The organism is Deltaproteobacteria bacterium (assembly GCA_026388545.1).
Classification (GTDB): Bacteria; Desulfobacterota; Syntrophia; order Syntrophales; family UBA2185; genus JAPLJS01.
Map to the genome: position 1 here is coordinate 11,592 of JAPLJS010000111.1, position 17,416 is coordinate 29,007.

16 protein-coding genes are annotated in these 17,416 nt (G+C 49.1%); 15 read left to right on the forward strand and 1 reads right to left on the reverse strand.

What is annotated here, in order from left to right:
* The first annotated feature begins 242 nt into the window (after positions 1-242).
* From NTW12_13520 to NTW12_13590, 15 genes are all read left to right on the forward strand, one after another.
* Positions 243-1,373 (forward strand): glutamate synthase, encoded by a 1,131-nt coding sequence (locus NTW12_13520; protein ID MCX5847356.1) that lies wholly within the window; start codon positions 243-245, stop codon positions 1,371-1,373.
* Entirely contained in the window at positions 1,337-2,971 is a 1,635-nt protein-coding gene (locus NTW12_13525; protein ID MCX5847357.1) for a glutamate synthase-related protein, read from the forward strand. Before NTW12_13520 ends, NTW12_13525 begins: the two co-directional genes overlap by 37 nt.
* A gap of 9 nt (positions 2,972-2,980) precedes the next feature.
* Positions 2,981-5,314, forward strand: a complete 2,334-nt coding sequence (locus NTW12_13530; GenBank protein ID MCX5847358.1) for an FAD-dependent oxidoreductase — start codon at positions 2,981-2,983, stop codon at positions 5,312-5,314.
* A 116-nt stretch (positions 5,315-5,430) separates the two neighbouring features.
* A complete protein-coding gene (locus NTW12_13535) occupies positions 5,431-6,762 on the forward strand; it encodes a glutamine synthetase family protein (GenBank protein MCX5847359.1) in 1,332 nt (443 codons plus the stop codon).
* Between the two features lie 86 nt (positions 6,763-6,848).
* The gene (locus tag NTW12_13540) at positions 6,849-8,456 is read left to right on the forward strand and encodes a CTP synthase (GenBank protein MCX5847360.1); all 1,608 of its coding nucleotides are present in this window, start codon (positions 6,849-6,851) and stop codon (positions 8,454-8,456) included.
* A 565-nt stretch (positions 8,457-9,021) separates the two neighbouring features.
* Positions 9,022-9,237 (forward strand): AAA family ATPase, encoded by a 216-nt coding sequence (locus NTW12_13545; GenBank protein ID MCX5847361.1) that lies wholly within the window; start codon positions 9,022-9,024, stop codon positions 9,235-9,237.
* A gap of 355 nt (positions 9,238-9,592) precedes the next feature.
* Entirely contained in the window at positions 9,593-10,201 is a 609-nt protein-coding gene (locus tag NTW12_13550) for a hypothetical protein (protein MCX5847362.1), read from the forward strand.
* A gap of 93 nt (positions 10,202-10,294) precedes the next feature.
* The gene (locus NTW12_13555; GenBank protein ID MCX5847363.1) at positions 10,295-10,675 is read left to right on the forward strand and encodes a hypothetical protein; all 381 of its coding nucleotides are present in this window, start codon (positions 10,295-10,297) and stop codon (positions 10,673-10,675) included.
* Positions 10,676-11,020: 345 nt separating this feature from the next.
* A complete protein-coding gene (locus NTW12_13560) occupies positions 11,021-11,218 on the forward strand; it encodes a hypothetical protein (protein ID MCX5847364.1) in 198 nt (65 codons plus the stop codon).
* A 754-nt stretch (positions 11,219-11,972) separates the two neighbouring features.
* Complete coding sequence (locus NTW12_13565; GenBank protein MCX5847365.1) at positions 11,973-13,208, forward strand: ammonium transporter; 1,236 nt, start codon at positions 11,973-11,975, stop codon at positions 13,206-13,208.
* Positions 13,209-13,220: 12 nt separating this feature from the next.
* The gene (locus NTW12_13570) at positions 13,221-13,562 is read left to right on the forward strand and encodes a P-II family nitrogen regulator (GenBank protein MCX5847366.1); all 342 of its coding nucleotides are present in this window, start codon (positions 13,221-13,223) and stop codon (positions 13,560-13,562) included.
* Positions 13,563-13,878: 316 nt separating this feature from the next.
* Positions 13,879-14,691 carry a hypothetical protein gene (locus NTW12_13575; GenBank protein ID MCX5847367.1) on the forward strand — a complete coding sequence of 271 codons (813 nt, stop codon included), beginning with the start codon at positions 13,879-13,881 and terminating at the stop codon, positions 14,689-14,691.
* Positions 14,692-15,101: 410 nt separating this feature from the next.
* Complete coding sequence (locus tag NTW12_13580; GenBank protein ID MCX5847368.1) at positions 15,102-15,857, forward strand: SagB/ThcOx family dehydrogenase; 756 nt, start codon at positions 15,102-15,104, stop codon at positions 15,855-15,857.
* A gap of 44 nt (positions 15,858-15,901) precedes the next feature.
* Positions 15,902-16,567, forward strand: a complete 666-nt coding sequence (locus NTW12_13585) for a nitroreductase (GenBank protein MCX5847369.1) — start codon at positions 15,902-15,904, stop codon at positions 16,565-16,567.
* Between the two features lie 20 nt (positions 16,568-16,587).
* On the forward strand, positions 16,588-17,112 hold the full coding sequence (locus NTW12_13590; GenBank protein MCX5847370.1) for a hypothetical protein: 525 nt from the start codon (positions 16,588-16,590) through the stop codon (positions 17,110-17,112).
* A gap of 110 nt (positions 17,113-17,222) precedes the next feature.
* Here NTW12_13590 and NTW12_13595 read toward each other — a convergent pair.
* A partial coding sequence (locus NTW12_13595; protein MCX5847371.1) for a hypothetical protein occupies positions 17,223-17,416 on the reverse strand: 194 nt, incomplete at its 5' end.

Consider the following 17,416-nt stretch of genomic DNA (forward strand, 5'->3'; position numbering starts at 1 on the left):
AATACCTTTCCGTGACCGTCCGTTACCAAGACGTAACTGTTATAATTATGAAGAAGATTTAATCAGTTACGATAACGCTTCGATGACTTTTAGCTGTACTGTTCATACGTGAATAGTACTCGAAAAAATGTGTACCGGAAGCTCTGTTATTTTCAGAAGTGGTACAGTTTTAGCTTTATTGTAAAAAAGTCTGTGTCTGTCTGAATTGCAGACATGGACGGTTGAAAAGAGAGGAACGTTATATGTGTCGTTTGTTTGCCGTTACCAGCACGGACCCCCTTTCCCCGATGGTTCCGTTACGCGCCGTTGATGTCATGAAGGAAGGTCATGACGGATCCGGTGTGGGGCTATTTATGACCGATCTGGGAGGTGAGTTTGAAAAGTTCAAACGTGAGCCGATCCTTTCAGGTATTTTTTCTAACGAGGGAATCAAAACACTGGATCGTTACATGATGGACCTTGATTTCATGGTTAAATACAAACTTTCAATCCGTCCAGGTAAAGAGCCCCCCGTAGGAACACCCAGACGGGATAACTATTTGATTCGTGTGTATGAATATCCCCCCGACTGGGCCTCATTCAGTGAAGCTGAACTCCAGTACCGCCTTATGATGTGCCGCCTCCAGTTACGAAAGATGGGTGAAGAAGACGGATCTATGGCGATCTTCAGTTTCTGGCCGGATGTCATCATGGTCAAGGAAGTCGGCGATCCCATGACGGTAGCGGATTATCTTGGGTTAAACCGAAAGGAGCTGCAGGCCCGTACAATGCTCGTCCAGGGACGGCAGAATACAAATTATGCGATAAATATCTATGCCTGTCATCCCTTCTTCATCCAGGGAATTGCGACCATGACCAATGGAGAAAACACGGCATTTATACCAATCAGAGAATTTCTCATGTCCCGGAAATTCCCCGGTTACGCCGGGTATCAGTCTGACTCGGAAGTATTCACCCATATCCTTCATTATACGAAGAATCATTTGGGGATGGGACTTGATATGTACAAACATATAATTACCCCTTTAAAAGACGAAGAGATTGAGAATCACCCAAACGCGATATGGCTGCGAAGGATAAAACAGAGCTGTCGCCCCTTGATTATTGACGGTCCGAACTGTGTTATCGGCTGTCTACCGGATAAAACCCTCTTCATGGTTCAAGACAGCAAAAAATTGCGCCCCGGTATTGTCGGCGGCAATCCGGGAATGTTCGCTTTTTCGTCTGAAATGTGCGGGCTTGATGCAACAATTCCAGCGCGGGATAAAAGTAAGGATTTTCAACCCATGAAATACGATACCGTTTCAGTAGGTCCAGAACGTCGGGAGGTGGAGATATGGAATCAAGGGGATGCATCACCCCATCTACATTAAGCACAAAAGACCTTCCCTGGCGCATTCTCTGGAGTAAAGAGAAATGTACTCTCTGTGGGAGTTGTACGACGGTCTGCCCCGTTCGGGCTATTGAACTGGGCGTTCACAGGAAGCGGATGGTAAACATTTCCATCGGTTTGAAGGAAAAGCCCGGAAATCTCTTTAGTGTCTATCACGGTATTGACCAGCGTACAGATCCGGCCCACGCCTGCGTGGGGTGCGGGATGTGCAATCTCGTCTGTCCGAACAATGCCATTATACCCGTCCACAACGAGGAAATCGATAAACTGCGCTACCATATTAATGTCGGTGGAGTCCCGCGGCGAAGGGGCGGACGCCGCAATGTGCCGGGAAGTGTTCTCGACCAGATCAAATTTATTCGTATTTCCATGCTCACCGACCCTGCCTTGGACGCGGGAAGGCACGAGTTTGAACTCAGAACTCTTTTGGGGCGGATTTTGCCGCCGGAGGAGGTTTTAAAGGTCACTCGGGAAAACGGATGGATACCCCCGATAAGAGAGATTTATCCTCTCATCATCGGCAGCATGTCATTCGGTGCCCTCTCCCCCAACATGTGGGAAGGTCTTCAGATGGGAGTCGCCTATCTGAATGAAGAGCTGGGAATGCCTGTGCGGATGTGCACTGGCGAAGGAGGTTGCCCGCCGAGGCTCCTCAGATCCCGTTTTCTGAAATATGTCATCCTCCAGATTGCCAGCGGTTATTTCGGCTGGGATGAGATTATCCATGCACTTCCTGAGATGAAAGAAGACCCCTGTGCCATCGAAATCAAATATGGCCAGGGAGCTAAACCGGGCGATGGCGGCCTTTTGATGTGGTACAAGGTAAATAAACTGATTGCCGCCATTCGTGGTGTGCCTGCCGGTGTTAGTCTCCTCAGTCCGCCCACCCATCAGACGAAATACTCCATTGAGGAGTCCGTCGCCAAGATGATCCAGTCCATGTACATGGCGTGGGGCTTCCGGGTGCCGGTCTATCCGAAGATTTCCGGAACCAGTACGGCCCTGGCGGTTCTCAATAATTTGACACGGAATCCTTACGCGGCTGGCCTGGCGATAGACGGGGAGGATGGAGGCACCGGAGCGGCCTATAATGTTTCCATGGATCATATGGGTCATCCCATCGCCAGCAATATCCGGGACGCCTATCTGAACCTGGTCAAGCTCGGAAAACAAAACGAGATTCCTCTCTTTGCCGGAGGCGGCATCGGTAAGAGCGGCAACTTGGCGGCTAATGCAGCCGCCCTGATCATGATGGGGGCAAGCGGTGTACAGTCGGGAAAGTACCTGATGCAAGCCGCGGCCGGATGCCTCGGTTCAGAAAGCGATCGCTGCAACATTTGCAATATCGGTATCTGCCCGAAAGGAATTACTTCCCAGGACCCCCGTTTGGATCGACGACTCGACCCGGAGAAGGTAGCCGAACGTCTTGTGGAAGTCTTCTTAAGCTTTGACACGGAATTGAAAAAGATCGTCGCACCGTTGGGTCGCTCCACGTCGCTTCCCATCGGCATGTCCGACGCCATCGGCATTGCGGACCATCACGCCGCCGAGCGGCTCAGCATTAGGTTCGTTGTATAAGGAGTCTTCATGTCAAACAAACCAACAATCATCGTCCCCGGTATGGAAAAAGGTATCAGGGTCGATTCAAGGATTCTGGAAGAGCGTATCCAGAAAGCCGTCAGTGACGGGCATCGGTATATAGAAATTATTGCCCATGGTCAACACGGTATCGGCGGCCGCCTGTGGAAAACGGGGATAGACCCCGTTACGGTAAGAGTGCTGGGAACTTCCGGACAGCGGCTCGGTTCCATGGGGTTTCCCAACACATTTATTGACGTTATCGGGCCTGTCTCCGATGATGTGGGCTGGCTGAACGCCGGCGCCCATATCGTTGTTCGCGGCAATGCAACCAACGGTGCGGGAAATGCCATGGCACAGGGCAAGATTTTTGTTGCAGGCGACACCGGGGCGCGGGCTATGACCATGACAAAGCATAACCCCCGTTTTGATCCTCCGGAACTGTGGGTGTTGGGAAGCGTGGGAGACTCATTTGCCGAGTTCATGGCCGGAGGGATCGCTGTTGTCTGTGGGTATGATACGTCCCGAACTGATAACGTCCTCGGTTACCGCCCATGCGTCGGAATGGTGGGGGGGAAGATCTTCTTCCGGGGGCATCATAAAGGATACAGTGACGCAGACGCACGGCTGACAAAACCCGACGATGACGAATGGCAGTGGCTGACCTTCAATATAAAGGATTTTCTCGATACCATCGACCGTTCTGAATTGTATCCGATTCTGACCGACAACCGGGAACAGTGGCAGCTCCTCGTGGTCCGTAAGCCTCATGAAAAGTTTGGCGGGACTTCACGGCGTATGAACCAATTCCGTAAAGAAGTCTGGGATCGGGAACTGGGTCCGAGGGGACTGATTGGTGATCTCTCTGATATGGACAGATGTCCCATCGACGTGATCACAACAGGTATATTGCGTCGTTTTGTACCTGTTTGGGAAAACGACAAGTACCTGCCGCCCTGCCAGGCCCACTGTCCCACCGGTATCCCTGTGCAAAAGCGGTGGGAACTGATCCGCAAGGGGTTGATAGAGCAAGCCGTGGATCTCGCGCTCTCCTATACACCGTTCCCTGCAACCGTGTGCGGGTATCTGTGTCCGAATCTCTGTATGGAGAACTGTACTCGCCAGACAGACCGGCTCCCTTCGGTGGATGTCTCGCTGCTGGGCAGGGCCAGTTTGAAGGCACAGACGCCGGAACCCGCCCCGAAGACGGGTAAGAAGATCGCGGTCATCGGCGGCGGCGCATCGGGGCTTTCCGTTGCCTGGCAGTTGTGGATGAAGGGACATGAGCCGCATATTTACGAGATGCGTGATCGTCTCGGCGGCAAGATTACCGATATGATTCCCCGCAGCCGCATTCCCGACGAGGTAGTTGAGCATGAATTGAACCGGGTGAGCGAACAGATAAGCCACATCAATGTGAAACATCCTTTGACACAGGAGGAGTTTTTACAGCTCAAAGAAAAGTATGATTTCATTGTAATCGCCGTGGGAGCGCAGAAACCGCGGATGATCCCTGTCCCCGGGAATGAGAGGGCGATTCCCGCACTCGATTTCCTCAGAAACAGCAGGGTGGACCATGTCAAAGTTGGGAAACAGGTTGTCGTCATCGGAGCGGGCAATGTGGGCTGTGATGCCGCGGCGGAGGCTGTGCGTCTGGGAGCGAAAGAGGTGACCCTCATCGATATCCAGGAACCCGCATCGTATGGAAAGGAAAGAAAGGCCGCTGAAGCCGCAGGAGCCAAGTTCCTCTGGCCCAGGTTTACAAAAGCCATTACCGAAGAAGGAGTTCTGCTGGCGGATGGGGAAGTACTGCCGGCAGATACGGTCATTGTGTCCATCGGCGATCAGCCTGATTTGGATTTTTTACCGGAGAATATGGCCACAGACAGAGGATTTATTGTTGTGGACGACCACTTTCAGAGCAGTGATCCCCATGTGTTTGCCATCGGTGACGCCGTCAAACTGGGTCTTTTGACGGACGCCATCGGCGCGGGACGCCTTGCGGCGACGGCCATCGATGATGTGCTGAAAGGGCGGTACGAGACCTTTGATAAGTTGCCCCCCATTGATCCGGATCGGGTGAAGCTGGAATACTATGATCCCCGCATCCTCACTTTTGATGATCCGGCATCCTGTGCATCACAGTGCGCTTCCTGCGGGGCATGCCGGGATTGCGGTCTCTGTGAAACAATCTGTCCGCAAAGTGCGATTGCAAGACGTCAACTGGACAATGACGCCTTCGAATACAGCGTCAACGACGACAGGTGCATCGGTTGCGGTTTCTGTGCCGGGGCATGCCCAACGGGGGTCTGGCGGCTCATTGAAAACAAACCGTTGGAATAACGGAAAAGGGGAAGACCTGCTACTTCTTATGAGGTCATCAAAGATAATAACCATAAAAAACAAATTTAAGTGTTTGATTAAGTGAAATAAAAATCTTAACAAGAAAGGAGTATGTTATGTTTACATGTAAAACGAAAAATGATGTCCTGAAAGCGGTTAAAGAGAGCAAAGTCAGTTTTATCCAATACTGGTTTACCGATGTGCTGGGGATGCAGAAGATTTTCAGCATCACGCCATCCGAACTGGAAGAGGGACTGGAAGAAGGCATGGGCTTTGATGGTTCATCGATTCAGGGATTCGCCCGCATCGAAGAGAGTGATATGATCGCCATGGCCGATCCCACAACCTTCCAATTGATTCCCTGGCGCCCTTCCGATCGACCCGTGGCGCGGATGATCTGCGACATTCTGAACCCCGACGGCACACCGTATGAAGGCGACCCACGCTATGCCCTAAAGCGGATGCTCAAAAAGATCGGTGACATGGGCTATACCTTCAATGTCGGTCCGGAATTGGAATATTTCTATTTCGCCAATGACAGCGAAACGGAATTCCTGGATCAGGGCGGATATTTCGACGGCCTACCCGTAGACCGGGCAACTGACCTGAGGCGTGAGACAATTTTCGCCCTGCAGGATCTTGGAATCCGCGTGGAATATTCTCATCATGAAGTGGCGCCGAGCCAGCATGAGATAGACCTCCGTTATGACGATGCCCTGGCGATGGCTGACAAGGTAATGACCTATCGAACAGCGGTCAAAGAGATTGCCCGACAGAACGGCGTCTATGCCACCTTTATGCCAAAGCCCATCTTCGGCCAGAACGGCAGCGGGATGCATACCCATCAGTCCCTTTTCAAAGGGAGCAAGAACGCCTTCTTTGACGGAAAGGACAAATACCATCTGTCCAAGATGGCCAAAAGCTATATCGCCGGTTTGATGACCCATGCACCGGAGATTACCGCCATCTGCAATCAGTGGATAAATTCTTACAAACGCCTGGTGCCCGGTTATGAGGCGCCCGTGTATGTCTCCTGGGCGCGTCGAAACCGCTCTACCATGATCCGCGTTCCCATGTATAAACCGGGGAAAGAGAAGGCAACACGCATCGAGTACCGTTCTCCCGATCCGGCATGCAATCCCTATCTGGCCTTTGCCGTGATGCTGGCGGCCGGTATGAAGGGCGTCGAAAAGAATTACCCCCTCCCCGAACCTATTGAGGAAGATATCTTTGAAATGGATGAGAACGCCCGGGAAAAGGCGGGCATTACCTCGTTGCCGGGAAGTTTATATGAGGCGCTGACATTGGTATCAAAGAGCAAGCTCGTCAGGGAAACCCTGGGGGATCACATCTTCCAGAAATTCATTGAAAACAAGAAAGTAGAATGGGATCGTTTCAGGACCCATGTGAGTCAGTACGAAATTGATAGATATTTACCCATATTATAAGGTATAAGCATTAAAGTCTGCCCTTCACCCCGCTTGCTTTAAGCGGGGTGAAGGGCAATGTAGTGCAGTGTCGTCAAGGAGTGGTCATGAAGACAAAGTTCATATTTGTAACGGGCGGCGTCCTTTCATCTCTCGGCAAAGGTCTGGCGGCGGCATCTATTGCGGCCCTTCTTGAATGCCGGGGTCTCAGCGTTACGAATCAAAAGCTGGACCCGTACATCAACGTCGATCCGGGAACGTTAAGCCCGTTCCAGCACGGCGAGGTCTTTGTGACCGATGACGGCGCCGAGACAGACCTGGATTTAGGGCACTATGAGCGGTTTACCTGTACCCGCATGGGAAAATGCAACAATCTGACAACAGGGCAAGTCTATTTCTCCGTAATATCAAAAGAAAGAAGGGGCGACTTCCTCGGGAAGACGGTTCAGGTTATCCCCCACATAACCGATGAGATCAAGGATTACATCAAAGCGAGCGCGAGCGGCTTCGACGTTGCCATTGTAGAAATCGGCGGGACTGTCGGAGACATTGAGAGTCTTCCCTTCCTGGAAGCGATCAGGCAATTCCGGAACGAAGTGGGGAAGGAGAGCGCCATATTTATCCACCTCACATGGGTTCCCTACATAAAGACTGCCGGGGAAGTCAAGACGAAGCCGACCCAGCACAGCGTCAAGGCCCTCCGTGAGATTGGCATCCAACCGGATATTCTGCTCTGCCGGACGGAGGATTTTCTCTCCGACGATATCAAGTCCAAAATAGCCCTTTTCTGCAATGTCGAAGTTTCCGCGGTATTTACGGCAAAGGACGTCAATTGCATCTATGAAGTTCCCCTCGTGTTTCACCGGGAGGGGGTGGACGAAAAGATAGTGGACCTCCTGAACATCTGGACCGGTCGGCCCCACCTGGAGGCGTGGGAGGAGGTGGTGCAGAAGATCAATCATCCTCCCCAGGAAGTGCGTATCGCCATCGTGGGCAAGTATGTAAATTTGACGGATTCCTACAAGAGCCTGAATGAGGCTTTGGTTCACGGGGGCATCGCAAACAACTGCAGGGTAAATCTGCGTTTTGTCGATTCGGAAAAGATAGAAAAAGAAGGGATCGCCCACTGCCTCGACGGCGCCGACGGTATCCTTGTTCCCGGAGGATTCGGACAGAGGGGCATCGAGGGGATGATTACGGCTATTCAGTATGCCCGTGAGCATCGTATCCCCTATTTCGGTATCTGTCTGGGGATGCAGCTTGCCGTGGTGGAGTATGCCCGCCACATCTGCGGCCTTGAAAAAGCGAACAGCTCCGAATTTGACGAGGAGACCCCGTATCCGGTGATCGATTATCTCCCTGAGCAGAGGAGTGTTACGGAAATGGGGGCGTCCATGAGGCTGGGGGCCTATGCCTGCCTGTTGGAGAATGAATCCTTCGCCTTTGATGCTTACGAAAACGGTGAAATCAGCGAACGGCACCGCCACCGTTATGAATTAAATAACAAATTCAAGGATATCCTTGTGGAAAAGGGGCTCCATATCACGGGAATGTCACCGGATGGCCGTCTGGTGGAGATTGTGGAGATCAAAGACCATCCGTGGTTTTTGGGATGCCAGTTCCACCCCGAATTTAAATCGCGCCCGACGAACCCCCATCCCCTCTTCAGTAAATTTATCCAGGCGGCGTTGCAACACCACTTGCAAAGAACATAACGTTGAAATACCTTCTTCTCCAGTCAATTGTTATATCCAACGCTCAGTAGAATACTTTTAACGAAACCCCCTCACAAGATAACGAGATTTTTATTTCTCTAATTTTGATGGTTTCGCAAAAAGTCGGATTTTACCTTAAATTGTCATTCCCGCGAAAGCGGGAATCCATTAATATTAAATAGTTTTGGACTCCCGCCTCCGCGGGAGTGACAGGAATTTTTACTTTTTACGAGGTCGTCAAATATGATAATGTACTTTTTTGTAATCCGATATTTATCCTTGATGTTCCATAGTCATATTGTATTGGTTCAACAGGGTACTGCTTGTTTACAAGAATGCCTTGACAGACAAATGTATTCACGACATCCTAAAGCAATGTTTAGCTTGTTTAATCAGGGATACAATCTTCATCCAGAAATAATCAATTATGCCTGAGCATCTTTACGACTTTATAAACATCTTCCTGATATGTTGCATGTCAAAATGCACCCATCCATTCAACATCACAGAATATATTTTTCAGATTTTGGTTGTATTTTACCATCATTTGGTAAAATTACACGCCATGATCGCAAGAAACATTACATCGACAATTTTAGAGGCTCTGTCCGATACACCTATCGTTTTCCTAAGAGGTGCACGGCAGACGGGGAAAACCACCCTTGTCAAGGAGCTTGCCAGATCCAACCACCCTGCTGACTATATCACTCTTGATAGCGCCGGCGCACTTTCCGCAGCACGGAATAGAGATAAAACTATCATCAACAGCTGCTGCTCGTGACAGTCTTCCAATCGACAGATTTACTGAATGCCACTTGAAAGACGCAAGGTTTGAGTAGTTCAATTATTTCTTAAGGGAAAAGATTTCTATCTTCTTGTAATTCACAAACCCTCAACATTGATTGATATGAAGGAATTCAATAATCAAGATATATTGGTATTGAAGAGATTCCCGAACTGTACTTAAATCCCCCATAATGATCCGCGGTGTATCCCCGATAGTGGCGGATGTCCCGCTCATCCTGGATCCCAAGCCCCATACCTAAAAATACCTTGACATCCTCTGAAAAAGGTATAAAAAAAAGCGACTTTTTAGTTATGAGCCATACAATCATTTAAAGAGGAGGAGTAAAGTTATGAAGCATTTCAAGTATGCAGTATCGTTTATGATGGTTCTTGCGCTGGCCCTGGTCTTCATCGGCTGTGCAAAACCACCCGATGCTGAGAAGTCGGCCGCCAAGGCCGCTATGGACGCCGCCGTTGCCGCAGGCGCTGACAAGTATGCCGCCACCGATTTCAGTGCTGCCAAGAATCTCTGGGACACCTCAGAAGCTAAGATGAACGAGAAGAAGTACGAGGAAGCCAAGCAGGGTTATGTCAATGCCAAGGCCGCCTTCGAGAAGGCTGCCGGCGCTGCCGCAGCGGGTAAGAAGGCCATAACCGATGAAGTGAACGCCGCCGTTGCCGGCCTGGAAGAAGGCTGGAAAAACTTCGAAACCGCCGCCAAGGGTGTCGAGAAGAAGATGAAGGACAAGAAAGACGCCTGGGAAGCTGATACCAAAGCCTTTGTGGACGGTCTGAAAGCGGCGAAAGATATGATCGCCACTGATCCGGCAGGCGCCAAGGCGAAAGCAGGTGAGCTGAAGGCCATTATCGACAGGTGGGACGCAGCTTTCAAGGAATTAGCCGCTGCCCCTGAACCAGCCAAGAAGCAAGCCAAGCCTGCGAAGAAAGAGAAGAGGTAGCTTCTCAATTTCTTGATCAGTAATCAGTAAAAAAGCGTTTCGTCTTCAGCGGCGGAACGCTTTTTTTTTGGGTTCGAGTTGATATGACGCCTTTTGAAGCACCGGCACCTTTTTGATGCCCTTGAATACTGCCATTTCTATTCTACCAGGATTAACTTCAACCAGAAGGCTTTAGAAGTATGTCAATCCCACGGATTTCCCCTCATCGGAAATTCAGATGCCCACTTCCTCTCCCAGTTTGGTACCACATATTCATTGATCTATGCGGAAAAGAATCTAGAATCGATTTTCACAGCCATTCGGGCGAATAGAGTTAACGTTGTCACCCGGCCTCTCACTCCCTTTGAAATGGGATCGATTACGAGGAGATTTCTCAGAATGAAGCTTCAGGCCAAAATAGTTGGGCATCAGCAGCAGGCAAAGCTTCGTTTCATCGAGTCCAAAGAACGTGACAAGTACCTCAACGTAGCTTAGATCTGAGAAACCTACCCATCTAGCCTTTACTCCTTCCCTCTTTAAAAATGATATAAAGCGTCGAAGTCAGAATATATTGCGTATAGCAATCCGTAATCAACAATGCCGCATAAGTCCAATTATCACACTTTGGTAGGTGACACCAATAACCAGCGCATTTCATTTTTTCTTTGATCACTCCTGCGCATAACGGGATGAAAGCTGATACACAAACGCATCAACCGCAAATCTCGACTTCAAGTGTGCCACGAGGCTGCCCAAGAGATGAGGGGAGGTCCCTCGAAGTCGGCTTGCAGGAGCTAGTCTTCAAATCACCTTAAGCTGCAGGGGTAAAGAGCCATTGTGGTGAGCGTTAAGGAAAAGGCAGGGCAATGGTCCTGTCAGGTAAGGTTCAGGGAGGCGAGCGCAAGCGAACTACTTCTGTGGTGTCGAAACGAGATGGACGATGTCAGAACTGGGGTACTTGAAGGACTCCAGGATAAGTCCAAGAGGTGCCTGGTTACTGCTTGGGCGGCATCCGGCATAAGGGTAGCGCGAACCTGATCCGGGCTTTTGGGTGGAACGTGGGAACCTGTCGTTCCGATGTGAAGGGAGAAATTCAAGTGGAGGACCCACAAGAATGAGAGTATCGATGCGGGGCACGGGGGCGGAGCAGCCCGTAGTAGGAAGGAAGGTTCTGTAATGGAACTGGACCGAAGGGGCTGCGTTGTCTGGCTATATTTGCGGGTCAACCAGAAATGGGAGGAGCCTCGTGAATAAAGCAAAGCCGTTAGGCTGGACAATAAGAGCCGGATGAATCGAGAGGTTCATCCGGCTCTCGGAGAGCGCGAGGGTGAAATTCCCTCTCGCCACTCGACTAAATAACAGATGACCCGTCTGTGAAATCAAGAGCGTTGATAAGTAGGTATAACATCATAATAACCGGATTTAGAAAATCTCTTACCATCGGTGAGAGATGTCGTTCCACGTGCGGGAGCGTGGAGATCTTCCTCATATTTCAATCTGTCAAATAAGGCAGTATTCATCAGGTTTCCAACAGCCAGTAGATTCTGGGGGCTATCGGGAATCTGTCTCACCTCATGTCGTCTATTATAATACAATTTTGTAACAAACGTCCCTTTCCATACTTTTTTTGTATGCTTCACTCACGCTGTCCTTCGATCTGTCATATTCTATGGATATGATTGATTCGTCTTTTATTTTCAATTGTTACAGTTCATCTTCCTCCTCTTTTTTCACCGTGGCACGATTATTGGACATAGATGGTTTCAAATCACTTGTGAAGGAGGAAAAAGAAATGAATACAGGAGACACAGCATGGGTACTCACCTCTACAGCGCTGGTTCTGCTCATGACGATGCCGGGATTGGCCTTTTTTTATGGCGGCCTGGTGCGGAGAAAAAATGTTCTATCTATTTTAATGCAGTGTTTCATCATTTTGGCAATGATTAGTCTGCAATGGATGTTGTGGGGCTACTCATTGACCTTTGGTCCCGATATAAAAGGAATCATTGGGAACCTTGATTGGTTTGCCCTTAAGGGAGTAGGGGGAGCGCCGAACGCAGACTACGCGGCGACAATTCCCCATTCGGCATTCATGATTTTCCAGTGCATGTTTGCCGTGATTACACCGGCTTTGATGATCGGTGCGTATGCCGAGAGGATGAAATTCTCCGCTTTTTTAGTTTTTACGATCCTCTGGGCAACTTTTGTCTATGATCCATTAGGACACTGGGTCTGGGGGACGGGCGGTTGGTTGAAGAATCTCGGCGCCCTGGACTTCGCGGGCGGAATTGTTGTTCACACCAGTTCGGGCGTTTCCGCTCTGGTTTTGGCCATCCTGTTAGGCAAAAGGGTCGGGACCGAGAACGGGATAACCTATAAACCCCATAACATGCCATTCGCAATACTTGGTGCGGGGCTCCTCTGGTTCGGCTGGTTCGGCTTCAATGCGGGCAGCGCCCTGGCGGCAAATGAACTTGCCGCCAATGCATTCATTACAACCAACACAGCTACGGCAGCGGCTGCATTCACATGGCCTATGATTGAATGGATAGTCGGCGGTAGACCGACAGCCTTAGGCTGTGCCACCGGGGCCGTTGCCGGACTCGTCGCCATCACGCCCGCCTGTGGTTTTGTTACTCCCATAAACGCCCTGTTTATCGGCATTTTGGTGAGTATATTTTGTTACATTGCCTGCGCGAAAATAAAAGCTATTTTTAAATACGATGATTCTCTCGATGTCTTTGGTGTCCATGGCGTGGGCGGCATTTGGGGAACCCTTGCGACGGGTCTTTTTGCTGAAAAGGTTGTCAATGAAGCCGGTGCGGATGGGCTGCTTTTCGGCAATGCGCACCAGTTCATGATTCAATGCCTCCTTGTAGTGGCCGCTGTCATTTTTGCTGTCGTTATGACTGTGATCATCTTCAAACTGGTCGATGCTGTCATTGGAATGAGGGTTGAGAAGAAAGCGGAACTGGTTGGGCTCGACCTGACCCAGCACAGCGAATCTGGCTACACACTGATTGAATAGGAGGTACGGAAAATGAAATATATTGTTGCTGTTATACAACCGCATAAACTGGATGAAGTGATGAAAGCGCTCGAGGAGGCGGAAGTCAATTTAATGACTGTATCCAATGTTCTCGGGCGGGGAAGACAAAAGGGAGTGACAGAGGTCTATCGCGGGGCCAAGGAAGTGGGAAGCCTGCTGAAAAAAATAAAACTCGAAATCGCCGTAAACGAAGATTTTGTAGAGCCGACGATCCAGGCAATCATCAAGGGGGCCAGGACGGGTGAGATCGGTGATGGAAAGATCTTTATCCTGGACCTCCCCGAAGTTATCCGGATTGGCACCGGAGAAAAAGGCGGCAAGGCGATCGGTTAAACAACGATGAAACGTATGTGGTTTTCTTTCATCAAATATACAAGGCAGTTCATATCTTCATGAAAATTATAAGAGGTATGCCATGATGCCATCCAAAGAAGGCGATGCACCTCAAGACGAAAAAAGGCAGGAATGGAATCCCTGCGCGGGAATGACATGTATTTTGATATTTAATGATTATGCAGTCTTCTACAGGTCATACTGAGGCTGACTGCATTCATCCGATCGGCTTCAGTACAATAAGTAAATTAAACTCGCCCGCTTTAAGAGGCTGCTACGCCTATAAAACGCGGCATAGAAAAGAGAGGAGAACATTATGAAATTTGTAAAAGTAATGATGATTAATTTTGTTTTATCGGTTTTCTTATCGGGGATCGCACATGCAACGCCGTCAACGACCTACTGGACACCCATGACTCCGGACATTCAGTCCTATGGCGTCCTCCATATAGGCGTGGATAACTATTTCAGCGTTGCCAGAAAAACGTCCGATGAACCTGGCATCAATAATTCCCTCCCGATGGATGCAGGACTTACTATAGGCGTGCTCCCCTTCGAAAAATTTCAGATGGAGGTCGGAATAGACTACTTGCAGCCATCAGATTATCCCGCGTATTTCAATGCCAAAATGGGCGCGCCTGAAGGAGCGCTGGGTAGCTGGGCGCCGACGCTGCAAGTGGGAATTTTCAATGTGGGGACCCATAAGAATAGCGCGCAAGCCGGTCAGGCCTCTAATAGTACCAACCAGAATATCGTGTATGGAGTGATCGGCAAGACCATACCTTATGTGGGAAGGCTCTCTGCGGGACCATACATCGGCAACGATTCCGTGCTAAAAAACGGCAAAGGAGACAAAGAAAATTACGGCTTTATGGTTGCGTTCGATCGTGGATTCCTCCCTGTAAAGGACAAGGACGGCAATGAGTTCAATAGAATTGTCCTGGCCGCTGACTACGCTTCTAAAAAGAACGCTATTGGCGGCGGCGGCGTTGGTCTTTATTACTATTTCACAAAAGATATATCCCTTCTCACCGGACCCGTATGGTTTAATGATCAAGACATCAACGGCAAATGGAAGTGGACTATACAGCTTGATATAAATACGCAGTTATTCGGCGGGAAAAAGTAAAATGATGAATCCTTGTAACTTTTAGAATCGACCCTTCTTCCCACGGGGGGAAGTGTTCCGCTCTCACAGCGGGACCTTCCCCTCGTGGGTGTGCTCCCAAACTGTCAACATCTCATCCAAACTTCTGAAATAATTTTCATTCATACCTCCACATTGCTTGTTCTATTATTCTTCTTTTGTAAACAACACGTTTAAACCGCAAATCGTCAAAATATTTCACTTACCATCCCTGAGGACTCGTAGGCACACAAATAATCAGAGTTTTCTCTCCTTTCATTCCTCGTCACTTATTGCGTTGACATTCTCGGTTCTTTTCCTTATCCTCAATCCATAAGACCAATAAATCCTAAAGGATTGCAAGAAGAGGTTAAAAGTACGGGAATGGCAGCAGTTTCATATTGATCGACAAAATGGACAAAGAACTCACGAAAAAATACCGATTATTTCTAAAAGACAGCCTCCGCAAGGTCATTGATTTTTCTCAAACTGATCAGAACAGAGGAGTTGCGCCTCCTCCTCTTGAAAAACATTACGCAAAAGAATCCAAGCGAATTGACCTTCCCCAATACGACCAATTCAAAGATATCGGCAAGATCGATCTTAAAACTGCTATCAAAAACCGTGAAAGCCGCAGATCCTATAGCAATCAACCGCTCTCACGTGAAGAATTGTCTTTCCTTTTGTGGGCTACCCAGGGAATAAAACAGAAACTTGATCCCGGTCATGCGTTAAGAACGGTTCCTTCTGCCGGCTGCCGCCATGCACTTGAAACATATCTCTGTGTTTTGAATGTCCAGGGTCTTGATCAGGGTATCTACCGTTACCTTCCTCTTGAACATCAACTCCTGTTTGAATTTACTGAAGAGAATTTGAATAGCAAGATTGTTCAGGCTGTTCTTGGTCAACACTATCCGGGAGAAGCGGCCGTTACCTTTATCTGGACAACCATACCCTACAGGATGGAATGGCGCTATGATATCGCCGCCCACAAGGTCATTGCGATTGACGCCGGTCATGTCTGCCAGAATCTTTATCTTGCCTGTGAAGCAATAGGTGCAGGAACCTGTGCTATGGCTGCTTATGATCAGGAAGGGATAGACAAACTCCTCAGGATTGACGGACAGGATGAATTCACTATCTATCTTGCCTCCGTGGGTAAGAAATAAAGAGATAAAAATAGCAGAACTCTCAGAAAAATAAGGAGGCAAAAATGGAACTGGTATCTGCAGTGATTGGCAGAAGGAGTATTAGGAAGTTTGAAACAAAAGAGATAGCCAGAGATATCTTACGGGAGATTCTGGAGTCGGCGCGCTGGGCGCCGTCCTGGGGGAATACACAGCCCTGGGAATTTTACGTATTGAGTGGGAAACCGCTGGAAGAATTCAAAAAGGCAAATCGCGAAAAGCTGGACAATGGTGAAGCCTTTGCTCTCGATGTCCCCATGCCGGAGGTCTGGCCTGAACACATGAAAAAGCGGTATGGGGAAATCGGGAAAATCATGCTGACAAATCTGGGTATTGAACGGGAAGACAAGGAAGGCCGCAAACGACTCTATCAAGAAATGGCCTTGTTATTCGGCGCTCCGTGTCTTTTAGTTGCCTGCGTTTCAAAGGATGTACGCATTGAATACGCCATGCTCGATATCGGCCTCATCCTTCAGACTGTCTGTCTTTTAGCCTACGATAGAGGACTTGGTACGTGTATTATGGCAGCGTCTGTCGGTTATCCTGGCCTTCTGAGAAAATGTGCCTTGATCCCCCAAGACCGGCGAATCATCATCGGCGTTGCCATAGGATATCCTGATCAGGATTTTCCCCTCAATACCTTTGAGAGAAAAAGGGTGGATATTAATGAATGTGTTACATGGGTTGGTTAAAAGAAGAGGAGGCACATTACATGAACCTGTCGGATATCCGGTTTCCCAGGCAGTTGGAAGCCGATAACACTGCCGAGACCATCCGTCAGACGTTGATGGCCCGTACTGTAAAACTCTGGCCTGGTGGTAATCTTGATGTCTCAGTGATCACGATGAGTGACCCGCTGAAAAAAGTGCTCCAAAAAGCCAGGCTCAGGGGACAGATCCGATATGGATTCGAAGCGATCGTTGATAAGCTGGAAAACGAAAAAAAGGGGATTGCGAATGTCCGGGAACGCAAAGATTCCCCCTATGGAGATCGGGTTTCAAGGCTGCTTTTATTTTCCAACGATGGCGCCGAGCGTTTTTATCGGCATATTGAAAACCTCTTGCAGGCGCACGCCCCCAGACTGCTCGGGTGTTTCCTGGATATCGACGGCATCGCCCTGGGTAATTTGATTACCGGCAAAGACAGGAAGATCAAACTCGTAATGGCAGAACACAAGGAGGTCGTTTCCGAGACATTACGTACGCTTATTGCCGGTCAAGAGATGCTGTTGCGTTAGTATTATTCGAATGCATATAAAAAAGGGAGAAATTCAAGTGGAGGAACTACAAGAATGAGAGTACCGACGCGGGGCACAGGGGGTGTGGAGCAGTAAAAACGGACAGTGTTCTACCTCTCAAGATGATACACGTTATGGGAGGGGGGTAATGTATTGAGCACATCCTTTGAGATTAACCACTTTTCTACAGGGACATATTGGCTTGTGCGAGCATCGATGTCAGGATCAAAATGATTATACCGCTCGCAAATCAAATTCTTCAGTAACACACCATATAATTCACGATCCAGCTTGTTTTTGTCGA

What these genes read in the sequence shown, in the direction of transcription:
- NTW12_13535 (MCX5847359.1), top strand. Translation starts at nt 5,431, where the DNA reads ATGTTTACATGTAAAACGAAAAATGATGTCCTGAAAGCGGTTAAAGAG.
- NTW12_13580 (MCX5847368.1), top strand. Translation starts at nt 15,102, where the DNA reads ATGGACAAAGAACTCACGAAAAAATACCGATTATTTCTAAAAGACAGC.
- NTW12_13525 (MCX5847357.1), top strand. Translation starts at nt 1,337, where the DNA reads ATGGAATCAAGGGGATGCATCACCCCATCTACATTAAGCACAAAAGAC.
- NTW12_13550 (MCX5847362.1), top strand. Translation starts at nt 9,593, where the DNA reads ATGAAGCATTTCAAGTATGCAGTATCGTTTATGATGGTTCTTGCGCTG.
- NTW12_13540 (MCX5847360.1), top strand. Translation starts at nt 6,849, where the DNA reads ATGAAGACAAAGTTCATATTTGTAACGGGCGGCGTCCTTTCATCTCTC.
- NTW12_13575 (MCX5847367.1), top strand. Translation starts at nt 13,879, where the DNA reads ATGAAATTTGTAAAAGTAATGATGATTAATTTTGTTTTATCGGTTTTC.
- NTW12_13565 (MCX5847365.1), top strand. Translation starts at nt 11,973, where the DNA reads ATGAATACAGGAGACACAGCATGGGTACTCACCTCTACAGCGCTGGTT.
- NTW12_13520 (MCX5847356.1), top strand. Translation starts at nt 243, where the DNA reads ATGTGTCGTTTGTTTGCCGTTACCAGCACGGACCCCCTTTCCCCGATG.
- NTW12_13545 (MCX5847361.1), top strand. Translation starts at nt 9,022, where the DNA reads ATGATCGCAAGAAACATTACATCGACAATTTTAGAGGCTCTGTCCGAT.
- NTW12_13530 (MCX5847358.1), top strand. Translation starts at nt 2,981, where the DNA reads ATGTCAAACAAACCAACAATCATCGTCCCCGGTATGGAAAAAGGTATC.
- NTW12_13585 (MCX5847369.1), top strand. Translation starts at nt 15,902, where the DNA reads ATGGAACTGGTATCTGCAGTGATTGGCAGAAGGAGTATTAGGAAGTTT.
- NTW12_13570 (MCX5847366.1), top strand. Translation starts at nt 13,221, where the DNA reads ATGAAATATATTGTTGCTGTTATACAACCGCATAAACTGGATGAAGTG.
- NTW12_13590 (MCX5847370.1), top strand. Translation starts at nt 16,588, where the DNA reads ATGAACCTGTCGGATATCCGGTTTCCCAGGCAGTTGGAAGCCGATAAC.